This window comes from Micromonospora sp. NPDC049679, from assembly GCF_040659735.1.
Lineage (GTDB): Bacteria > Actinomycetota > Actinomycetes > Mycobacteriales > Micromonosporaceae > Micromonospora_I.
On sequence record NZ_JBFANZ010000013.1, the window covers coordinates 33,545 to 53,214 of the forward strand.

General features: G+C 69.4%; 20 protein-coding genes and 2 pseudogenes. 10 read left to right on the top strand and 12 right to left on the bottom strand.

All coding sequences use genetic code 11. The features are described from left to right. Window positions 1-1,208, top strand: a 1,208-nt coding sequence (locus AB0J06_RS11075) for a PAS domain S-box protein (RefSeq protein WP_357427122.1), incomplete at its 5' end; no start/stop codon positions are given. Continuing rightward, the gene (locus tag AB0J06_RS11080) at window positions 1,205-1,597 is read left to right on the top strand and encodes a response regulator transcription factor (protein ID WP_357427124.1); all 393 of its coding nucleotides are present in this window, start codon (window positions 1,205-1,207) and stop codon (window positions 1,595-1,597) included. The genes AB0J06_RS11075 and AB0J06_RS11080, both read left to right, overlap by 4 nt. A gap of 10 nt (window positions 1,598-1,607) precedes the next feature. On the opposite strand, the gene AB0J06_RS11085 is transcribed toward AB0J06_RS11080, so the two are convergent. Continuing rightward, complete coding sequence (locus tag AB0J06_RS11085) at window positions 1,608-2,426, bottom strand: fused MFS/spermidine synthase (protein WP_357427127.1); 819 nt, start codon at window positions 2,424-2,426, stop codon at window positions 1,608-1,610. Window positions 2,427-2,532: 106 nt separating this feature from the next. On the opposite strand from AB0J06_RS11085, the gene paaK reads away from it, so the two are divergent. Further along, the gene (gene paaK, locus AB0J06_RS11090; RefSeq protein WP_357427129.1) at window positions 2,533-3,840 is read left to right on the top strand and encodes a phenylacetate--CoA ligase PaaK; all 1,308 of its coding nucleotides are present in this window, start codon (window positions 2,533-2,535) and stop codon (window positions 3,838-3,840) included. Between the two features lie 7 nt (window positions 3,841-3,847). Here the strand turns inward: paaK and paaI are convergent, their stop codons facing one another. From paaI to AB0J06_RS11110, 4 genes and pseudogenes are all read right to left on the bottom strand, one after another. Continuing rightward, window positions 3,848-4,261: a hydroxyphenylacetyl-CoA thioesterase PaaI gene (gene paaI, locus AB0J06_RS11095; protein WP_357427131.1), complete on the bottom strand. Its 414-nt coding sequence runs from the start codon at window positions 4,259-4,261 to the stop codon at window positions 3,848-3,850. A 257-nt stretch (window positions 4,262-4,518) separates the two neighbouring features. Continuing rightward, a pseudogene (locus AB0J06_RS11100) lies at window positions 4,519-4,656 on the bottom strand (sensor histidine kinase); the annotation flags it as partial. A gap of 119 nt (window positions 4,657-4,775) precedes the next feature. Beyond that, a pseudogene (locus AB0J06_RS11105) lies at window positions 4,776-4,865 on the bottom strand (helix-turn-helix domain-containing protein); the annotation flags it as partial. 124 nt (window positions 4,866-4,989) lie between these two features. Continuing rightward, complete coding sequence (locus AB0J06_RS11110; RefSeq protein ID WP_357427133.1) at window positions 4,990-5,553, bottom strand: DM13 domain-containing protein; 564 nt, start codon at window positions 5,551-5,553, stop codon at window positions 4,990-4,992. Window positions 5,554-5,947: 394 nt separating this feature from the next. Between AB0J06_RS11110 and rph the strand changes: the two genes are divergently transcribed. Next, window positions 5,948-8,545 (top strand): rifamycin-inactivating phosphotransferase, encoded by a 2,598-nt coding sequence (rph, locus tag AB0J06_RS11115; protein WP_357427135.1) that lies wholly within the window; start codon window positions 5,948-5,950, stop codon window positions 8,543-8,545. Window positions 8,546-8,819: 274 nt separating this feature from the next. On the opposite strand, the gene AB0J06_RS11120 is transcribed toward rph, so the two are convergent. The 3 genes from AB0J06_RS11120 to AB0J06_RS11130 are packed head-to-tail and all read right to left on the bottom strand — an operon-like array spanning window position 8,820 to window position 9,984. After that, entirely contained in the window at window positions 8,820-9,176 is a 357-nt protein-coding gene (locus tag AB0J06_RS11120) for a nuclear transport factor 2 family protein (protein ID WP_357427137.1), read from the bottom strand. Beyond that, window positions 9,173-9,640, bottom strand: coding sequence for an SRPBCC domain-containing protein (locus AB0J06_RS11125; protein ID WP_357427139.1), 468 nt, complete (start codon window positions 9,638-9,640; stop codon window positions 9,173-9,175). Before AB0J06_RS11125 ends, AB0J06_RS11120 begins: the two co-directional genes overlap by 4 nt. After that, entirely contained in the window at window positions 9,637-9,984 is a 348-nt protein-coding gene (locus tag AB0J06_RS11130; protein ID WP_357427141.1) for a metalloregulator ArsR/SmtB family transcription factor, read from the bottom strand. The genes AB0J06_RS11125 and AB0J06_RS11130 overlap by 4 nt, the downstream gene beginning before the upstream one ends. Window positions 9,985-10,328: 344 nt before the next feature. On the opposite strand from AB0J06_RS11130, the gene AB0J06_RS11135 reads away from it, so the two are divergent. Together AB0J06_RS11135 and AB0J06_RS11140 are read left to right on the top strand one after the other, a co-directional pair. Continuing rightward, complete coding sequence (locus AB0J06_RS11135; protein ID WP_357427143.1) at window positions 10,329-11,087, top strand: methyltransferase domain-containing protein; 759 nt, start codon at window positions 10,329-10,331, stop codon at window positions 11,085-11,087. Window positions 11,088-11,270: 183 nt separating this feature from the next. After that, on the top strand, window positions 11,271-11,960 hold the full coding sequence (locus tag AB0J06_RS11140) for an alpha/beta hydrolase (protein WP_357427145.1): 690 nt from the start codon (window positions 11,271-11,273) through the stop codon (window positions 11,958-11,960). Between the two features lie 225 nt (window positions 11,961-12,185). Here AB0J06_RS11140 and AB0J06_RS11145 read toward each other — a convergent pair whose 3' ends face one another. Continuing rightward, window positions 12,186-12,560, bottom strand: a complete 375-nt coding sequence (locus AB0J06_RS11145) for a hypothetical protein (protein ID WP_357427148.1) — start codon at window positions 12,558-12,560, stop codon at window positions 12,186-12,188. 149 nt (window positions 12,561-12,709) lie between these two features. Here AB0J06_RS11145 and AB0J06_RS11150 point away from each other — a divergent pair, with 149 nt between their 5' ends. Then, window positions 12,710-12,994, top strand: a complete 285-nt coding sequence (locus AB0J06_RS11150) for a ribosomal protein L7/L12 (RefSeq protein WP_357427150.1) — start codon at window positions 12,710-12,712, stop codon at window positions 12,992-12,994. 100 nt (window positions 12,995-13,094) lie between these two features. Here the strand turns inward: AB0J06_RS11150 and AB0J06_RS11155 are convergent, their stop codons facing one another. The 3 genes from AB0J06_RS11155 to AB0J06_RS11165 all read right to left on the bottom strand — a co-directional run bounded on the left by AB0J06_RS11155 (window position 13,095) and on the right by AB0J06_RS11165 (window position 17,268). Then, window positions 13,095-13,712: a hypothetical protein gene (locus tag AB0J06_RS11155; RefSeq protein ID WP_357427152.1), complete on the bottom strand. Its 618-nt coding sequence runs from the start codon at window positions 13,710-13,712 to the stop codon at window positions 13,095-13,097. Window positions 13,713-14,502: 790 nt separating this feature from the next. Next, complete coding sequence (locus AB0J06_RS11160; RefSeq protein ID WP_357427154.1) at window positions 14,503-16,077, bottom strand: DUF6461 domain-containing protein; 1,575 nt, start codon at window positions 16,075-16,077, stop codon at window positions 14,503-14,505. 435 nt (window positions 16,078-16,512) lie between these two features. Then, entirely contained in the window at window positions 16,513-17,268 is a 756-nt protein-coding gene (locus AB0J06_RS11165) for a class I SAM-dependent methyltransferase (protein ID WP_357427156.1), read from the bottom strand. Window positions 17,269-17,752: 484 nt separating this feature from the next. On the opposite strand from AB0J06_RS11165, the gene AB0J06_RS11170 reads away from it, so the two are divergent. The 3 genes from AB0J06_RS11170 to AB0J06_RS11180 all read left to right on the top strand — a co-directional run bounded on the left by AB0J06_RS11170 (window position 17,753) and on the right by AB0J06_RS11180 (window position 19,644). Next, window positions 17,753-18,268 carry a putative immunity protein gene (locus AB0J06_RS11170; protein ID WP_357427159.1) on the top strand — a complete coding sequence of 172 codons (516 nt, stop codon included), beginning with the start codon at window positions 17,753-17,755 and terminating at the stop codon, window positions 18,266-18,268. A 165-nt stretch (window positions 18,269-18,433) separates the two neighbouring features. Further along, window positions 18,434-19,054 (top strand): L-threonylcarbamoyladenylate synthase, encoded by a 621-nt coding sequence (locus AB0J06_RS11175; protein ID WP_357427161.1) that lies wholly within the window; start codon window positions 18,434-18,436, stop codon window positions 19,052-19,054. Between the two features lie 170 nt (window positions 19,055-19,224). Further along, window positions 19,225-19,644, top strand: coding sequence for a hypothetical protein (locus AB0J06_RS11180; protein ID WP_357427163.1), 420 nt, complete (start codon window positions 19,225-19,227; stop codon window positions 19,642-19,644). The last annotated feature ends 26 nt before the right edge of the window (window positions 19,645-19,670 follow it).

Consider the following 19,670-nt stretch of genomic DNA (forward strand, 5'->3'; position numbering starts at 1 on the left):
GGCGGGTCGAGGACGAGGGGTGGCGGCTCCGGAAGGACGGGTCGCGGTTCTGGGCGAACGTGGTGATCACGGCGCTGTATGACGAGGCCGGTGTGCTGCGGGGCTTCGGCAAGGTCACCCGGGACATGACCGAACGGCGCGCCGCGGAGCAGGCGCTGCGCGAGAGCGAGGAGCGCTTCCGCCTTCTCGTGCAGAACGTGCTGGACTACGCGATCTTCATGCTGGATCCGGAGGGGCGGGTCCAGAGCTGGAACGCGGGCGCGCAGCGGATCAAGGGCTATTCGGCGGACGAGATCATCGGTCGGCACTTTTCGACCTTTTATCCACCGGACGTGGTCGCGGCGGGGTACCCGGCGGAGGAGCTGGTGATCGCGGCGCGCGACGGGCGGGTCGAGGACGAGGGGTGGCGGCTCCGGAAGGACGGGTCGCGGTTCTGGGCGAACGTGGTGATCACGGCGCTGTATGACGAGGCCGGTGTGTTGCGGGGCTTCGGCAAGGTCACCCGGGACATGACGGAACGGCGGCACGCCCAACAGACCCTCGACGAGCGCCGGCAACTGCTCGCGCACCTCGTCGAGGCGCAGGAAGCGGAGCGGCGCCGGATCGCCTGGGACATCCACGACGACTCGATCCAGTCGATGGTCGCCGTCGGCATGCGCCTGCAGCTGCTCGAGCGCAACATGCGCGGTGGGCACGCGGAGGCCGTGCGAAAGCTCGACGAGACGGTGCGGGGCACGATCGGCCGGCTGCGCGACCTGGTCTACCGGCTGCGGCCACCGGCGATCGACCGGGAGACCGGGCTGGTCAACTCCCTGGCCGCGTATCTCGGCCAGGTGGTCGGCGAGTCGGGGATGACGCACGCGCTCCGGGTCGACCTCGAGCACGAGCCGCCGCGGGAAACCGCGATCATGGTCTTCCGGATCGCCCAGGAGGCGTTGACCAACGTTCGCAAGCACGCCCGGGCCACCAGGGTCGAGATCAGTCTCGTGTCGGTCCGTAACGGGCTCCACGTCAAGGTGCGCGATGACGGGGTGGGCATCGACGGCGACGCTCACCTGCGGCACGATCACTTCGGGCTGGTCGAGATGCGGGAACGCGCGGAGATCGCCGGCGGCTGGTGGAACATGACCAGCGCTCCCGGCTCCGGCACCGAGGTCGAGTTCTGGGTGCCGGTCGCTCCCGCGTCGTCGTCGGCGGTGTCGGCGTGAACGGCAGACCGCGCCCGTTGCGGCTGCTGCTCTGCGACGACGATCCGATGATCTCCGAGGCGCTTCTCGACGTGTTCGCGGCCGAGCCGGATCTGGACGTCGTGGCGGTCGGGCAGACCGCCGAGGAGGCGGTCTCGCTCGCCTGTGCGCATGAGCCGGACGTAGCCGTGCTGGACATGCGAATGCCGGGCGGCGGGGCGCTCGCCGCCGCGGGGATCCGCCGACGATCGCCCCGCACCCGGATCCTCGCGTTCTCCGCGTACGGCGATCCCAGTGCGCGCGAGGAGATGCGCAGCGCCGGAGCGATCGCCTACCTGCTCAAGGGGGCGTCGATCGACGAGGTGGTCGAGACCGTCCGTAGCGTCGGCGGCCGCGGAAGGGCCCGGTAGCGGCCCGTCCTCATCCGGCGTCGACGACCGGGCGGGCCCCGACGGTGAACGTGTCGAACTCCGCCCCGTGCAACACCCGGCCGGCCACCGGATCGCGCCCGGCCGCGGCGGTCAACCGCACCACGGGCAGCCGCCCCGGCTGCAGGGCGGCCGCGAACACGACGTTGCCGTAACGGCGTCCGCGCAGCAGGGCCGCGTCGGCGATCAGACAGACCTCGGCGAACGCGGTCCGCAGCGTGGCCGCGTGGGTCCGGCTCACGGCCAGCGGCGGGAGATCGGTGAGGTTGACCGCGTAGATCCCGTCGGGGTCGAGCACGCGGGCGACGGCCGCTGCGAACCGGGTGCCGGCGAGGTGGGCGGGGAGCTGCGCGCCACGGTAGACGTCGGCGATGACCACGTCGAACCGCTCGTCGGCGAGCTCCTCGATCGCTGCGCGCGCATCCCCTACCTCGATGCGCACGTCGGCGTCGCCCGGCAACGGGAGCGCCGCCCGGACCAGCGCGACCAGGGCGGCGTCGAGCTCCACCACCAGTTGCGTCGACCGGGGTCGGGTGGCGGCGACGTAGCGCGGCAGGGTGAGCGCCCCGGCGCCGAGATGCAGCACGCGCAGGGGGCGGCCCCGGGGGGACGCGGTGTCGATCACGGAGGCCAGCCGCCGCACGTACTCGAAGCGCAGCCGGGTCGGATCCCGCAGATCCACGTACGACTGCTCCACTCCGTCGATCAGCAGCGTCCAGCCATCGGCGCGGGCGGGGTCGGGTACGAGTTCAGCCGTGCCGAGGTCGATCGGTTCGGCCCGGCGCGACGGCCGGGGTGGACGTGCGGTCATGCTGCGACGGTAGTGCGGGTCCGCCCCGGCCTGCGCGCAAGAATGGGACACGCAGTTACATTGCACGTCGCCGCACGATGGCGGCGGTCAGATTCGGGGAGGAAACGTGCAGGATCGGACCCCACAGCGAGACGAGCTGGAACCGATCGAGCGGGCGTCGGTGGACGAGCTGCGCGAGCTGCAACGGGAGCGGCTGCGCTGGTCGCTGCGGCACGCCTACGACAACGTGCCGCACTACCGCAAGGCCTTCGACGACGCCGGCGTCCACCCCGACGACTGCCGCGACCTCGACGACCTGGCACGGTTCCCGTTCACCACCAAGGCCGAGCTCCGCGACAACTACCCGTTCGGGATGTTCGCTGTGCCGCGCGAGCAGGTGTCCCGGCTGCACGCGTCGTCCGGCACGACGGGGCGCCCGACCGTGGTCGGCTACACCCGTGAGGACGTGCGGAGCTGGGCGCGGCTGATGGCCCGCTCGATCCGCGCCGCCGGCGGCCGGCCGGGGGAGAAGGTCCATGTCGCTTACGGGTACGGGCTTTTCACCGGTGGGCTCGGCGCGCACTACGGCGCGGAGGAGCTGGGCTGCACGGTCATCCCCGTCTCCGGTGGGATGACGGAGCGGCAGGTGATGCTGATCCGCGATTTCGAGCCCGACATCATCATGGTGACCCCGACCTACATGCTGGCGATCCTCGACGAGATGGAGCGGCAGGGCGTGGATCCCCGGGCCACCTCGCTGCAGGTGGGCATCTTCGGCGCCGAACCGTGGACGGAGGAGATGCGGCACGAGGTGGAGCGGCGCCTGGACATGCACGCCATCGACATCTACGGCCTGTCCGAGGTGATGGGGCCGGGGGTGGCGGTGGAGTGCGTGGAGACCAAGGACGGTCTGCACGTCTGGGAGGACCACTTCTACCCGGAGATCATCGATCCGCTCACCGGAGAGGTGCTCCCGGACGGAGAGCCGGGCGAGCTGGTGCTCACCTCGTTGACCAAGCAGGCGATGCCGGTGGTGCGTTACCGGACCCGCGACCTCACCCGGCTCTTGCCGGGCACCGCCCGGCCGATGCGCCGGATCGAGAAGATCACCGGCCGTACCGACGACATGATCATCCTGCGCGGGGTGAACCTCTTTCCGAGTCAGATCGAGGAGCTGATCCTGCGGACCCCGGCGCTGTCGCCGCACTTCCAGTGCCTGCTCGGCCGGGCGGGACGGATGGACACCCTGACCGTACGGGTCGAGCGGCGCACCGGGGCGGACCCGGTGGCGGCGACGCGGGCAGGCGTTACCCTCGCGGCGCTGGTCAAGAACAGCGTCGGGGTCAGCGTCGAGGTCGAGGTGCTGCCGCCCGACGGGGTGGAGCGCTCGGTGGGGAAGATGCGCCGCATCGTCGACCAGCGCCGGACGAGCTGACGGGTGGTCAGCTTCGCTCGATGACCCGGCTGCGGCCCCGGAACTCCGCGACCACCTCGTCGCCGCGCAGCACGGTGACGTCGTAGATGCCGCTCCGCCCGTAGCGCGTGCGCTCCTGCGCGCGCGCCTCCAGCAGGTCCCCCTCGCGCACCGGCCGGATGAACGTGATGTCCCCGCTGGCGGCGACCGTCACCGGGCCGTAGCTGTTGCAGGCGAAGGCGAACGCGCTGTCGGCCAGCAGGAACAGATAGCCGCCGTGCGCGATGGCGTGCCCGTTGACCATCTTCGCCGTGACCCGCATACGCGCCACCGCCCGCCCGTCGCCCGCCGAGACGAGTTCGATGCCGAGCCCTTGTGACGCGGCGTCCGCGTCGTACATCCTCTGCACGGCGTCCACACTCTCCGGTGCCGACTGTGGCATCTCGCTCCCGCTTCCCCCGACGACCGTCCAGTGGACCGTAGCCGATGGTCGGGGTCGGCCGTGCGCGGCCGGAGGGTGTGCGGGCAAACGAGCGTGATTCGCCTGGCGAATCACGATGCGCCAGGCGAATCAACCACAATCGCGGTCACCGCGTCGTGCGGCGGCCGGCAGGCGCACCACGAAGCGGCATCCGGACGAGGTGTTGGGCCACCTCGACCCGGCCGCCGTGCGCCTCGACCAGGCCCCGCACGATGGCCAACGGTCGGCCACCCGGCTTCCTCCGCCGCCAGCCGTACCCCCTTGAGTCGCGCCAGCGGGGTGGCGGAGGCGATCGCGTCGGAGACCACCTCGCCGAGCGGCACCGCCGACCGGGAGAGCCGCAGCGCCCCGGCGTCGGTGTCCGCAGGTCGTGCGCCGACAGGAACATCCCTGCGCGACCGCGATGACGCCGGCGAGCGCCACCGCGCCGGGCACGCCGACGGCGGCGGCGCCGACCAGCGCCACGGCGAGAATCGACACCCCAGACGGTCACGATCCGGCGCGGCGCCGCCGCGTCATCCTCGACCTTTTCCCGCAGCCGTCGCACATGCACGGTGACCGTGGAGGGGCCACCGACTCGCGTACGGTCAGCGGCAGCTCGTCGCCGCCCAGGTAGCGCCGGACCACGTCACTGACGGTCGGATCGTCGTCCACGACCAGGATCCGTTGCCCGGACGCGACCCACGCGGTCATGCCGGGGCCAGCTCCGCCGCGCCGAAGGAAACGGCGAACCGCTTGCACCAGATCGAAACGCTGGTCAGGTCGGCGACGTCGACGCTGCCGGGAATGTCGTACACCTGGTTGCCGTGATTGCCCTTCAACCGCGCCAACTCCACCCACCGGCCGTCGTCGAACACGTGCCAGCCCGCCTCACCCGCCACGACCGGGCGGTCGGTGAGCCAGACCCGCAGATCCGGCCCGTTGGAGGTACGTAGGTCGCGCAGGACCAGCTGACGACGTCCGTCCGGCAGATGAACGAGCTCCGCGCTCCCCGACGTCTTGTGCTCGTGTGACACGAAGGCGCCGCGCCGGACGATCCCCGGCTGCTCGGCCACTGTGGACGACGGGCTTGCGCTGCCCGACGGCGTCGTGCTGGCGGCCGACGGTGCCGGTACGGCCGGCAGCGCCTCGTCGACCAGCTGATCGGTGACCAGCTTCCACGGCTGGAACCAGTAGAGGCCGACGCCGGCTCCGGCGGCGAGCACGACGACGATCGCCCAGGTCAGGGGTGCCCGCAGGAGTCGCTTGAACATGATCTGAGGGTACGGGCCGAGGCCGCGACGGGGTGCCCTTGATCTATTTCGGATCCCTTACGAACCACACCATGTCCCAGCCCCCGATGGTCGGGAGCGCCAGCGGCGCTGGCGGACCGTCCGAGGCGATCGTCACCGGGATCAGTCAGTCCGCGGCGGACGACAAAAGCAAAGGCAAGAAGATGTCACTCCTTGCCACTTCTAACGTATAGCGCACAGGGGGGCTTGCGGCAAGACCCGGGTCTTGCCGCAGAATCGGCGGCCGGATACAGCACCGACGAGGAAATGGGGGGCGCGACGTGGGTGCGTTGTCGATGTACGGGGGGCGCGGCGACCTCGAACCGCTGATGAGATTCGCGGTGCAGTTGCGGACGCTTGACGCGGTGGTATCGCAATGATCGAGCAGTACGTGTTGGCTCTCCAAGAGGTTGACGAGACGCGGGTCGCGGTCGTTGGCGGCAAGGCCGCGCACCTGGGCGGGCTGTCGCGGATCGAAGGCATCCGCGTGCCGGCTGGGTTGTGCGTGACGACGGCCGCCTTCCGGCGAATCATGGCGGAAGCGCCGTCGATCGACGATCGGCTCGAGCAGCTGTCGCGCCTGAACCCGGATGACCGGGAGGCGATCCGCACGCTCAGCGCGGAGCTCCGCCGGACCATCGAAGGGATTGCCATCCCGGGCGATCTGGCGGCGGCGATCACCCGCGCGCTCGCCCAGCTCGGTGAGCAAGCCGCCTACGCCGTGCGATCCAGCGCGACGGCAGAGGACATGCCGACGGCCTCCTTCGCGGGCCAGCAGGACACGTACCTGAACGTCGTGGGGCCGGCGGCGATCCTCCAGAACGTCAGCCGGTGCTGGGCGTCGCTGTTCAGCGAGCGGGCCGTGACCTACCGCCTGCGAAACGGCTTCGACCACCGGAAGGTCCACATGGCCGTGGTCGTCCAGCAGATGGTCTTCCCGGATGCGTCCGGCATCCTGTTCACGGCCGACCCCGTCACGGGCAACCGGAAGGTCGCCACCGTGGACGCCAGCTTCGGCCTCGGCGAGGCCCTGGTTTCCGGCCTGGTGAACCCGGACGTCTTCAAGGTGCGCGACGGCGAGGTCATCGCCAAGGCGGTCGCCGCCAAACAGCGTGCCGTTCACGCCCTGCCGGCTGGCGGGACGCAGGACGTGGCGATCGACCCGCAGCGGCAGGAGCAGCCGGCGCTGACGGATCCGCAGGTCGTGCGGCTCGTGCAGCTCGGGCGGCGGATCGAAGCGCATTTCGGCCGCCCGCAGGACATCGAATGGTGCCTGGTCGACGATGACTTCCAGATCGTGCAGAGCCGGCCAATCACCACGCTGTTCCCCATCCCCGCGGCCCGCGACCGGGAGAACCACGTCTACCTCTCCGTTGGTCATCAGCAGATGATGACCGACCCCATGAAGCCACTGGGGCTCTCCGTGTGGCAGCTGACGGCCATGGCGCCGATGCACGAGGCCGGCGGGCGGCTGTTCGTCGACGTCACCCGGCACCTGGCCTCGCCCGCGAGCCGCGCCGGCCTCCTGGAGATGGCGGGGAGGTCCGATCCGTTGATCAGGGACGCGCTGGAGACCGTCCTCGACCGCCACGACTTCGTTCCGGCGCTCCCGGACGGCGGTCCCGGCGGGCCGCCGCTCGGCGGCGCGTCCGCCCCGATCGAGACCGATCCGGCCATCGTCACCGAGCTGATCGAGCGCAGCCAGGCGTCCATCGCCGCCCTGCGGCGCGACATCGCGACGTTGACCGGACCGGCGCTGTTCGACTTCCTGCTGGAGGCCTTCCAGGAGCACAAGCGGGTCCTCAGTGATCCATTGAGCATGCAGGCGATCATGGCGGGGATGGAAGCCACCTGGTGGCTCAACGACCGGCTGCGGGAATGGCTGGGCGAGAAGAACGCGGCCGACACCCTCACGCTGTCCGCCCCCGGCAACGTCACGTCGCAGATGGGACTGGCGTTGCTCGACGTCGCGGACGTGATCCGCCCGCATCCGGAGGTAGTGGCGTTCCTGCAGGGCGTCGAGGACGACGGCTTCCTGGACGAGCTGCCGCAGTTCGCGGGCGGGACCGTAGCGCGCGACGCCATCGAGGCCTATCTCGACCGGTACGGCATGCGCTGCGTCGGCGAGATCGACATCACGAGGCCGCGGTGGAGCGAGCGCCCCACCACGCTCGTGCCCGTGATCCTCGACAACGTCAGGAACTTCGAGGCGGGCGCCGCCAGTCGGCGCTTCGAGCAAGGGCGGCAGGAGGCGCAGAAGAAGGCGCAGGAGGTGCTCGAACGCCTGCGGGCACTGCCGGACGGGGAGCAGAAGGCCGACGAGACCAAGCGGATGATCGACCGGGTCCGGACCTTCATCGGCTACCGGGAGTACCCGAAGTACGGCATCGTCAGCCGCTACTTCGTCTACAAGCAGGCCTTGCTCGAAGAGGCCGAGCGCCTCGTGCAGGCTAACGTGCTCGCCGAGAAGGAGGACGTCTTCTACCTCACGTTCCAGGAGCTCCACGACGTCGTGCGCTCGAACCAGGTGGATGACAAGCTAATCCAGCAGCGCAAGGACGCGTTCCGGTCGTACCACGCGCTCACGCCGCCCCGGGTGCTGACATCGGATGGCGAGGTCATCGCCGGGGCGTACCGACGCGACGATGTGCCGGCCGGCGCCTTGATCGGCCTACCGGTCTCTGCCGGGACCATCGAAGGGCGCGCCCGCGTCATCCTGGACATGGCCCGGGCTGATCTCGAACCGGGTGACATCCTCGTCACGGCCCACACGGACCCGAGCTGGACGCCCCTCTTCGTCGCCATCACAGGCCTGGTGACGGAGGTCGGAGGATTGATGACACACGGCGCAGTGATCGCACGGGAGTACGGCCTGCCGGCTGTCGTCAGTGTGGTGGATGCGACCCGGCTGATTCCCGACGGGAAGCGGATCCGCGTGCACGGAAGCGACGGGTACGTCGAGATTCTGCCTTGACTGACCACTCACCGGGAAGGCCTGTCTGCCGTGCCAAGCACATATTTTCCAAGCGGCACTGACCTGCTCGGCATCCGGATCTGCCGCTGACAGCGCGTCCGAGACGACCGGATCTCCCGATGAGAGTGCGTGCAAGGACATCGATAGCAGGAGCGGTAAGTGGCGTTTTCGAGATGTGAGTGGGCCTGCACCACGGTGGTGCTTGCGAGACGGGCCCTGACGAGCAGGAGTCCCTCAGTGTCCTGAGTGCTCTCCGGCTGGGTCGCCCGCCGGCTCAGGGCAGCGGGACGACGTAGGAATCGACGCGGGCGATAAGCCCGTCGCGGAACGTGAACAGATCGTTGAAGGCGAACCGGAACCGCCCGTGGTCGACGCTGACGCCGCGGCCCTCGCCGGTGGTGACGACGACCGGGCCGTCCTCGTGGATGCGCTGGACGTCGAGTTCGGGGCTGCCGGTGAACGCCGGATTCTCGATCTCGCCGTCGAACTCCGCCTTGCCGCGGGTGGTCCGGTGGCCGTGGATGACCCACTCGACGTCGTCGGTGAGGGTCGCGAGGATTCGCTGGTGGTCGCTCGTCCGGAAACCTTCGAAGTACTCCGCGACGAGGTCGCGCTGGGTCTTCTGCGTCATGGTGTTCTCCGTCCTAGTGTGGCAGCGCAATGCTGCAGGTGCGCGGCGAGGGCGTCGAGGATCGAGGCGAGCCCGTCGGCTGCTTGGGCGGTCCGGAGCTCAGGGGGAAGCCGACGCTGGTGGACAGTGAGATCCGTGCCGCCTCCGGCGGGGCGGACGTTGACGGTTGTGCGGAGGCCGGTGGTGGGCTCGTCGAACACGAGTTCGTGCGGTGCGGCGACGCTTACGTAGACGAACCGGAGCCGGCGGGTCGCGCCGTCCGGCGCGCGGGTGTCGAGCGCGAACTCTCCGCCGGGACGCAGGTCGACGGTCACGGACTCAGGGGGCACGGTGGCGTGCGAACCGCCCCAGAACGCCGCGATGCTTGCCGGCGAGATGAAGGCGGCCCAGACGCGTTCGGGTTCGGCCGGGAGGTGGCGCTTAGCGATCAGTTCGTCGCCGCGGAGCTCTGAGCTGGCGGTCAATGGACCGCTCCTTCGTCAGTGAGGTGCTGCTGAAGGGCGTCGAGCCGGTCGTCCCAGGCGCGGCGCTGGTCGTCGATCCACGTGCCTAGCAGCGACAGCTGATCGACCCTCAGCCGGCAGGGGCGCCTGGTGCCCTCGCGCCGCTGCTCGACCAGGCCGCACCGCCGCAGCACACCGACGTGGTGGGAGATTGCCTGTGGGGTCAGCTCGAACGGTTTAGCGAGCTCTCCCACCGTAGCGTCACCCCGCGCGAGACGAGTTACCAAGGCGCGACGGACGGGGTCGCCGAGAGCAGCGAAGGCCGAGTCGAGGTCTGGGCCGGGTGCCACGAGCGAGGGGGGCATGGCTTCATGCTTGCGCAAATGATCATTTGCGCAAGCAGTCGTTTTTAAAGATAGGCTTGTGCCAGCCCTGCCGGGCAGCACCGGTGCACTGCGACGAGGCGGCGCAGCGCGGGAAGCGGAGCCGGTGGGCCTGCGCCCAGCCCGAAGCTCGCTTGATCGAAGTGCAGCAGCACGCCGCAGCGACCAGTACCACGCCCGGCATGCTGCGCGAACTGGCCGCTGACGGCCCGCCCGCCACCATCCGCCTCAATGCGCAAAAGCCGCTGCCAGCTGCTCGGTCGTGCCGATGACCGGATGCCTGCACGGCGCTCGAATCGGATTGACCGCGGCGACAGGATGTTGGTGTGCGCGCGTTCAATGATCTGGTCGATGAGGCTGCCTCGGTGGACGCATCTGGATGGAGCTTCGACTGGCTCGACGGCCGGGCGACCGAAGAGCGGCCACCATGGGGTTACTCGCGTCTGCTCGCGGCGCGTCTGGCCCAGGCCACCTCGGCCCTCGACATCGATACCGGAGGCGGCGAGATCATCGCTGAAGCACTACGGCTACCGCCGAGGATGGTGGTCACAGAGGGATGGCCTCCAAACGTAGAGCGTGCCCGTCGCCTGTTGTCGCCCCGCGGTGTGGATGTCGTACCCGTCGAGCAGGGACGGCCCTTACCGTTCCCCAAGGCCAGCTTCGAACTTGTGACCAGCCGCCATCCGGTGCGCCCCAACTGGCCCGAGATCGCCCGCGTGTTGACCGACGGCGGCACCTACCTGGCCCAACACGTCGGGCCGGCCTCGGCGTTCGAACTGATCGAATGGTTCCTCGGCCCGCTACCGCGGGAGCGGCGCGGCCGTGATCCCGAGCGTGAGGCTGCGGCAGCCCGTTCTGCAGGACTACACATCGTGGACCTGCGCACCGCACGCTGCCGGATGGCGTTCTTCGACATCGGCGCGGTCGTGTACGTCCTTCGCAAATGTGTCTGGTGGGTCCCCGACTTCACTGTCGACCGTTACCGAAAGGCTCTCCAACGACTCGACATCCACATTCGCGAGCAAGGGGCCTTCGTAGCCCACTCCACCCGCACCCTCATCGAAACGAGACGGGTGCCGCGCTGACTAGTATCCGCTTCTGCCGCGAAGCGGTCGTCACGGAACGTAACCGGATCGCGGGTGCCTGCGTCCGGATGTGCCGATGAGCGGGTGCGTCGGGAGCGGTCAACGAGCGTGCGGCTGGCATGCCGACAGATAGATGAAGTCGGGTCGTTGAATTCGGAGGCAACGGTTGGAGAGGCTCAGGGTATGCCTGAATTGATGGACATCGCGGTCGGGGGCCTGCACTTTTCACTGCGGGTATGGCAAGCCGTCGACAAGGACAAGGCGCCCACGGTGCTGCTCCATGCCACCGGAAAGACCGCACGCGACTGGGACGTGATTGCCTCGGGCCTGTGTGCTGAGCGGACGGTGTACGCCGTCGACCTGCGAGGCCACGGCGCCAGTGACTGGCCCGGCACGTACAGCGTGAATCTGTTCGCGCAAGACGTCATCGGCATCCTCGACCAACTGGGCACCGGCGCGGTGGACCTGGTCGGTCATTCCCTCGGCGGCCTGGTTGCCTGTGTGGTGGCCTCCGAACGGCAGCGACACATCCGCAAACTCGTGCTTGAGGACATTGCTTTCCCACACCCTCGACCGCCGGGACTACCTGACCGTCCCGCGGGAGATCTGCCCTTCGACTGGCGGGTTGTGGAGCAGGTCCGGCCCGAGATCGACGATCCGGATCCAGGCTGGGCCGACATCGTCGCCCGGATCACGGCACCCACCCTGATCATCGGTGGCGGAGCAACGAGCCCGGTCCCCCAGGAGCACATCGCCGAACTCGCCGATCGTTTGTCCGACGCCCGGCTGACGACGATCGCGGCCGGCCACCTGGTGCACGAGACCATTCCAGACGACTACCTCACTACCGTGATCGCATTCCTCGCCGAATGATCGACGCCCATCCGCAATTGCCGCGAAGAACGGCTTGCCGCAAAGAGGTAGCGAACCGGCGGCCGCCGCTGTCGAGGACTCCCGGCGACGACCGCCACAGGTTCGTCACGACGGCCCGTCCACGCGAGGCGGCTGGGCCGAGGAGACCTCGACGACTCAGGAGGTGCGGCAGCCATCCGCTATGGGATGGTGCCGGCGTCGTCGGTCGCGTTCGGGTGAGGTGGATCAGTAGCCGGGTTCGCCACCAGCGGCGAGCCGCGCCGCTGGTTCGGCGGGCGTGTCGTCGTAGCCAGGCCGAGCCAGCCGGACCGACTGGAAGAAGTAGCCCTGCGTCTCATCGGGATCGTCATCGGCTGCGAACGGCCGCCATAACGCGAGGTACACGTCTGGCGTGTACCCGTCGTCGTCCTCGTTCGCCACGAGTTCGACAAAGCCACGCAGCCGTTGCACGACCTCCAGCGCGGGCAAGCCGAAGATGTCACCGCCGTGGTAGCGAACCACGTCCTGCTCGCGCGGACGCCATACCTCGATCGCGTTGACCCGGTCCCGCGTCGCTCCTGCGCCGAAACCCACGGTGAATCCAAGCCCGCTGGCCAGCACGCGCTCCCCGGCTGCCGACGTCTGCCGCTGATCGCGCTTACCTATGCCCGTACCGGGTCAGCGCTCGGCCCCGACGAGGGCGCGGCCGGCCATCAGAGCGCACCCGGTGTTCAATGACCGGCATGGAGTCGCTCGTACCATTCGCCGTGATGCTGCCGTTGGTCCTCGTGCTCCTGGTCCTCGCCAGCGGTCGTCGTGCCCCCACCGAGCAGCAGGCCCGCAGACTCGCCGCAGTCGAGCAGAAGCTGGATCTGATCATGGTCCACCTCGGCATCCAAGCGTCCGAACCTGACGCCCCCGGAGCGGTACTGCAGGAGCTGCGGGCCGGTCGCAAGATCCAAGCCATCAAGGCATACCGCGCAGCCACCGGCGTCGGCCTGAAGGAGGCCAAAGACGCCGTCGAACTGCTCGCCAGTCAGCACGGCCTGGAGTGACATAGGGCCGACGCCAGACTGCCGCCTGCCGAACGAGATGGCGTGCCCGCATCTGTCGCCGCTAATGCGCGGCAATTCTGAGACCCGGCTCAGTGGGTGGTCAGGCAGCGTGGCGGGCGCGGCGGCGGGCTCGGATGAAGGCTGCATCGCCGCGTAGGTGGTCCCACCAGGACCACGGAACGCTGGTCATGTACCGGCCGATCGACGCGAAGACCGGCGCGGCGTCGGCGTCGCGGCCGGTGCGCGCCAGCCCGTACGCCAAGAAGTTGACGTCGTTGAGCCAGTCGGCGTGCCGGGTGGCCGGCTGGCGGAACCACCGAGACAACGCGTTGTCGAGTTCGGACTGCATGAGGGGGTCCTGCCGCCACCGCTGCCCGATTTCGTCGGCGGTGCTGTCCGGGGCCCCGCGTTCCTGCTCCCACAGCGCCCACTCGGCGGCGGCCCGCACCGGCAGCACGTGCAGCGGCGAGCCCACAGGCGCTGCGGCGGCGACCGACCGGGCGAAGCCGAACATCGCCTCGTGCGAGCCGCTCCACTTCCTGCAGTGGTAGGTCAGCTTGAGTATGTGCCCCTCCCGATGCCAGGGATCCCGCCGAGTCAGCTCACGCCACGTCTCCTCGACATCCTCCCGTGGCGCGCTCTGGTCGATCATGAGCTCCAGCCGGTTCACCCACGGCGTGGGATCCTCGGGTGCGAGCCGCAATGCCAGGTCGTTCACCTGTCCCGCCAGGTGCAGCAGGCGGTTGAACTCAGCCCACTGCCCCGGACGGACGGTGGCGGCCCAGCCCCCGCCGGTACCTCCCAGGCTCGTGCCATGAGGGACCGAGCACGTACGAGCTGAGCATCCGGATCGGCGGGCGAACGCGCCGCCCAGCGGTCGGTCCAGGCGGCCTCGGTGTCGACCCGGCCGGTCGTACGGTCGACTCGGGATCCCAGCCCACCAGCGGTTGATTCGGCCAGCACGCGGACGTACCGCGCCCGACGGTCGTAGTCACCCCGAGTGGCAGCCACAGCCTTCCGCGCCGGCCCGATGTCGGAGCCGTGCCGCGCCTGCGTGCACGCCTCGCCCAGCACGGCGTCGTCCTGCGGCAGGCTGGTATCGATCTGGCGGGTGAGTAGCCGCCACACGGTAGAGATCATGATCGAAGATGGTAAACGTCTGCTGGCATCCGCGTCAGGCCTGGACCGGTCCCGCGAGAGCCTGTCACTCAGGATGGCGACTACCCCGGCCTGTCTGCGCAGGTTCCGTCTCGCGGATTCTGTCGGTCGGGGACAGCGCGTAGCCAGTCGAGCATTTCGACTAGGTCAAGCGTGGCTTGGTAGTGATCGACCGCGCACCACAGTCGACCTTGCCAGGTGGCAGGGTCGAATACGCAGAGAATCCCTACCGATGCTGTCACCGGGCCAGCGAGCGGCGGGATTCCCGCGCGCGGGCCAGGGGAAGACGACTCGCCCGACATCGTCCATGTCTCCGAACCCGCGAGGCAGTCGCCGTAGGTGCGTGTGGGTTATTCGCGGCGCGCGATGCGGAAGCCGGTTCCGGCGTCCTGGATCCGGTCGAGATCCGCCGCGGTGATGCCGCGGCCAGTGAACCGCTCGACGGCGACGAGCCCTTTTTCTGTTCGGAACCCGGGTTCGGCGAAGTCGAGCCCGGCGAGCGCGGCCGTGACCACCGGGTCGGCGTCGAGGTCGCCCCACGGTTCGAACGAGGCGAGTAGTCGCCCTTGTTCTGCGAAGGACAGCCGGGTTACTGCGTTGACGTTCCAGAACATGCTCGCCGCCCGTCCTCGTGCCGATGCCGTACGCACGACCGGCGCGCGTGAACCCTCGAAGCCGTTGTACTCCACGGCCAGGACCGCCCCTGTTGTGTCGAGCACGGCCACCCACGGATCGAGCGAGCCGGGGCCATGATTTTGTTCGATGTCGCGGATCGTCGCGGACCGGTGCGGGTCGGCGCCGAAGGCAAGCAGTACCTCCTCGACCGTCGCGCCGGTTGCCACGGTGACTGTCGCCGCCACCGACAGCGGGCTGCGGCGTATCCAGCGGTACGCGTGCTCCGGCCGCGGCGGCCGCACCGGCTCTGGCTCGCCACGCAGGCGGTGGCCCAGCCGGTCCATGCGCCGGTGCACGACTTGCGACGTGGCTGGCGCCGCCCATACCACCAGGTGGTAGCTCTCGAAGTCGTTGTCGCCGTCGTCGCGGCTCCGTGCGTGCACACGCAGCCGATAGTCACCCGGCCAGGGCGGGGTCTGGCCCTGCAGGTGGGCCGCGCCGTTGCCGTCCGGGCCGACCACCGACGCCCGGCCCTCGGCGGCCCGCCAGCTCACCTCGACGACTTCCTCCCAGCCGGACTCCACCTCGGGCGGCCCCTCAGTCAGCACCGTCAACTGGACCTGCACGCCGCCCTCGGCGACCCCAGTGCGGATCACGGCACCGCTGTCGACCACGGCGACCAGACCATTGCCGGCGAAGTCGACGTTGTCGGGAATCTGTCCCTCGATCAACGCGAACCGATGTGTCGACACCCGGACCGAGCCGAACGCCTGGCGCGGCAGGAGATACTCCGCTCGGATCTTGGCCAGTAGAGCCGGGGCGTACGTGGGCGGCATCGGCGCCTGCTGCAGCAAGACCGCCGCGGCGCCGATCCCCACGCCCACCATGGCGACCGCGCGGTCGACCACCGGAGGGATGTGCGCCTGGTCGATGACGGCGCAGGCGGTGGCGACGGCGAGGGACAGGTACCCCGCCCCGTGCTGTGCCGCGATGGCGGATTCGTCGTCTGCGTCGGGCGTCTGCGCCAGCAGCGGGATAACCGACGGGTGCGCCGCGAGCCGCCGGGCCAGCGACACAACCAGATCAGCGACGCCGGGGCGCAGCCGTTCCAGCAGCACCGCCGCGGTCACTGCCTCGCTGTCGTGACCGGTCGAGGAATACAGGCACAGAGCGCCGGCGGGTGGCGGAGGCAGGTACGCCGAAAGGTCCGGCGCATCCGGCAGCTCCAGGCCAGCGACGGTCAGCTCCAGGGCACCGAGCAAACGCTCGGCCGGCAATGGTCCCAGCTCGCGCAGGGCGGCCACCGCCACCGGATCTCCCGGCACAGCCCCGGCGCGAGGCGGCCGATGGTCAAGGTCGGCCCTCAGCGGAGCGCCACGCGAATGCCGACCCGCCCCGTCCGGCGCGCCCAACCGCCCCCACAGGCCCGCAGGCCCGGACGGAAGCCGGCCCAACAGCACCGGCACACCAGCCGCGACGACTACCGCGAATTCCTCCAGGACTGCGTCAGAAACGTCAACCATCGCGCGCCTCCGTACCACGACCATATTGGACTGGGTCGCGAGGCTATCGAACGGATACGACAAAGGCGGCTCACGGCACACGGCGGCCCCGCCTCGCCAGCCAGGGCATCCTCATTTGCCGCCGATCGCGCGCCCACCTGTCCCGGCTTGTGCGAGTTCCTCACCGCGCGGCCAGGAATCGACGCGCTCCCTGCCTGTCAGAAGCAGCGAATTCGGGCTCGGCTAGCCCTCATCAGAGGCGCCGAGTGGCTTGCGCCAGACCGACACGTGGCTCTCGCTGTCGGACGTGAAGGGCGCCGCGCCCCAGTCCGCCACACGCTGCTCCAGTGTCAAGCCGGCCAGCCGCGCCATGAGGTCGCACTCCGCCGGCCAGATGTAGCGGAAGTTGCTGTAGCCGTAGCGCGTGCTCCCGTCGTCCAGCCGCCGGTAGTGGTGAGAGGTTCCCTGCTGCGTGACCATGTCGTAGGTGTCGAAGCCGACGTGCCGGTCGGTCACTTCGAACGGCACTGCCGACTGCCCCGGGGGGAACCGCCGGATGCCCGGCACCCACAGCTCGACGACGAAGCGACCACCCGGCGACAGGTGCCGGGCAGCGTTGCGGAAGCACTGCACCTGCTCGTCCTGCGTGCACAGATTGCCGATGCTGTTCCAGACGACGTACACGAGCGAGAACTGGCCGGGGACGGTGGTCGTGGCCATGTCACCGATGACGACCGGCAACTGCTCCGCGGGCACCTTGCGCCGCAGCCGGTTGACCATCGGCTGCGACAGCTCGATCCCGGTTACGGAGATGCCTCGGGCGGCGAGCGGGATCGCCACCCGACCCGTGCCGACCGCGAGCTCCAGCGCGGGGCCGGAACCCGCCAGCCGTGCGAGGAAGTCCACGGCGGGGTCGAGCACTTGGGGTGCAAACATCTCGGCCGAGATGTCGTCGTACCGCTCCGCGGTGTCCTCGTCCCACAGGTCGCTGCTCGTCACCCGCACGAGCCTGCTCGCCTCCCTGCGCTCACGCCACCCATTTGCGAAGGGGCGGCGTCCGTCGACCGGGCACGCTGCGGGTCACGCCATCCAAACAACTCATCCGTGCATCCCGCCGAGCGCTCGCCGTTCCGCAGGACGCCAGGGTTGGCGGGGAGCGAGGCACCGTTCACGCCACCGAGCATATGGAAGAACTCCTTTCCGAATTCACCTCCGCCGGATGCGACCGCGGACTTCGCTGCTGGCTGACCCTGTCGTAAGCCGGTAGCCGCACCGGCGACCGCCTCGAATCGCATCCGCATCTGCCGCCGATCGGGCGTCACAATTCGTGGCTGACCTGCGGTGGCGCTCGACACGCGGTCTTGCCGAGTACAGGATGTGTGAGGGGATCCCGGGTGAGGGGACGACGCCCGAAGGCGCGTTCTGGTGCTCGAACGACGCTACCGGCGAAGATCCGGCCCCCCGTAGAAAGGAGCGGCCAACGATGATCCTCCCGAAGGTTCGGGACCTTCGCTTCATCACGCTTCGTCGCGGTGGGACCCTTACTGATTCGGATCATCATCTCCTCGCTCTTTGGGCGGCGTCGTGCGCGGAGCACGTCCTTCACCTGTTCGAGTCGGTTCAGCCTGAGGACCCACGACCACGTGAAGCGATCGAGCACGCCCGCGCCTGGGTGCGTGGTGAGGTCAAGATGATGCAGGCTCGCGCGGCGGGCGGTCATGCGATGGGCGCGGCCAGAGACCTGCGTGGGGCAGCACGGCATGCCGCGTACGCTGCTGGCCAGGCGGGGGCCGTCGCACACGTCGCCGCGCACGAGCTCGGAGCGGCCGCCTATGCGATCAAGGCCGCACGTGCTGCCGCGCCGGAAGGCGAGAGCGATGCCGCAGGGCGACTCGAGTGCCGATGGCAGCGTGACCAACTCCCGGAGGCGATTCGCGAGCTCGTGCTCGACGACCAACGGTTGCGGAACGACATCTGCTGGTCGGTGTTTGATTGCTGAGCGGGCGTGGGGCTGCGGGCCCCCAGGGCTCATCCGAATCTGCCGCTGGTCGGGCGTTGGTAAAGGCGCAGGTTCGCGGATCACATCCCAGACCCGTCGTTGCCATCTCGTGCCGTCGGGGAAGCGGCGGCGGCCGCCTCATGGCCAGACCATAGGCTGGGGCGTATGGCGAGGTATTACGACGTGCATCCGGACAACCCGCAGCCGCGTTTGCTGGGGCAGGTCGTCGACCTGATCCGTGGGGGCGGGCTCATCGCCTACCCCACGGATTCGTGCTTCGCCTTCGGGTGCCAGCTGGGCAACCGGGCGGGGTTGGATCGGATCCGGGAGATCCGCCGCCTCGACGAGCAGCACCACTTCACACTGGTATGCCGGGACTTCGCCCAACTCGGCCAGTTCGTCCAGATCAGCAACTCGGTGTTCCGATTGGTCAAGGCGTGCACCCCGGGCAGCTACACGTTCATCCTGCCGGCTACCCGAGAGGTGCCGCGCCGGCTGCTGCATCCCAAAAAACGCACCGTCGGGGTACGCGTCCCCAAGCACACGGTCGCCCAGGCGCTGCTGGCCGAACTCGGCGAGCCGTTGCTGTCGAGCACCTTGCTCCTGCCCGGCCAGGACGAGCCGATGAGCCAGGGGTGGGAAATCAAGGAGCGACTGGACCAGGTCCTCGACGCGGTGGTCGATGCTGGCGACTGTGGAACGGAGCCGACGACCGTCGTCGACCTGTCGCAACCCGAGCCCGAGATATTGCGTCGAGGGGCCGGAGACCCGTCGCGATTCGAGTAGCCCCACAGACCCGGGCCGAGACGCGGGCGTAGCTCCGTCGGCATGCGTCGCCCGCATGCCCTCCCCGGACGAGGTGGCCCGCCGTCTGCCGCGATGGTGGCTTTGCTGGTGACCGACGACGCGGACAGGGTCCGGGCGACTCGATGCGCCGGGGTCTGGTCGAGCCGTAGGTGGCGAACACCGGGTTGAACACGCCGATGCAGGTGATCAGCCCAAGCTCGACGGCCATGACGAGCACGAGCTCCGCAGCGCGCGGGTGGATGAAGGCCAACCCGACAGACCAGCATGCTCGCGGCATCCCAGCGATGAGGATGCGCGAACCCGAGGCTGCCGAGCATGAGGACGGCGAGCAGCGGCGCATTTGCGAGCGCGACTACCTGTACGGCGTCGGTCCACTGCGGATACTGGTCACCCATGTGCCACACGAGATCGCGATCCCGGGCCTGGAGTGGGTGGCGCTGCTCGGCGTACAGATGCGCTGGGACGGGGCCGACGAGCGGCACCGGTGGGTGCTGGTCCGGATGGCCGCGTTGCGCGCGAACCCGTCCGACCGGTCGACGCACCCGGGCCAGGATGACCGGTCCGGGTGACCCCGCGCCTCTTGCCAAATCGCTCT

What these genes read in the sequence shown, in the direction of transcription:
- AB0J06_RS11175 (WP_357427161.1), top strand. Translation starts at nt 18,434, where the DNA reads ATGGCGAGGTATTACGACGTGCATCCGGACAACCCGCAGCCGCGTTTG.
- AB0J06_RS11110 (WP_357427133.1), bottom strand. Translation starts at nt 5,553, where the DNA reads ATGTTCAAGCGACTCCTGCGGGCACCCCTGACCTGGGCGATCGTCGTC.
- AB0J06_RS11150 (WP_357427150.1), top strand. Translation starts at nt 12,710, where the DNA reads ATGCTGCCGTTGGTCCTCGTGCTCCTGGTCCTCGCCAGCGGTCGTCGT.
- AB0J06_RS11140 (WP_357427145.1), top strand. Translation starts at nt 11,271, where the DNA reads ATGCCTGAATTGATGGACATCGCGGTCGGGGGCCTGCACTTTTCACTG.
- AB0J06_RS11170 (WP_357427159.1), top strand. Translation starts at nt 17,753, where the DNA reads ATGATCCTCCCGAAGGTTCGGGACCTTCGCTTCATCACGCTTCGTCGC.
- AB0J06_RS11130 (WP_357427141.1), bottom strand. Translation starts at nt 9,984, where the DNA reads ATGCCCCCCTCGCTCGTGGCACCCGGCCCAGACCTCGACTCGGCCTTC.
- paaI (WP_357427131.1), bottom strand. Translation starts at nt 4,261, where the DNA reads ATGCCACAGTCGGCACCGGAGAGTGTGGACGCCGTGCAGAGGATGTAC.
- AB0J06_RS11120 (WP_357427137.1), bottom strand. Translation starts at nt 9,176, where the DNA reads ATGACGCAGAAGACCCAGCGCGACCTCGTCGCGGAGTACTTCGAAGGT.
- rph (WP_357427135.1), top strand. Translation starts at nt 5,948, where the DNA reads ATGATCGAGCAGTACGTGTTGGCTCTCCAAGAGGTTGACGAGACGCGG.
- AB0J06_RS11085 (WP_357427127.1), bottom strand. Translation starts at nt 2,426, where the DNA reads ATGACCGCACGTCCACCCCGGCCGTCGCGCCGGGCCGAACCGATCGAC.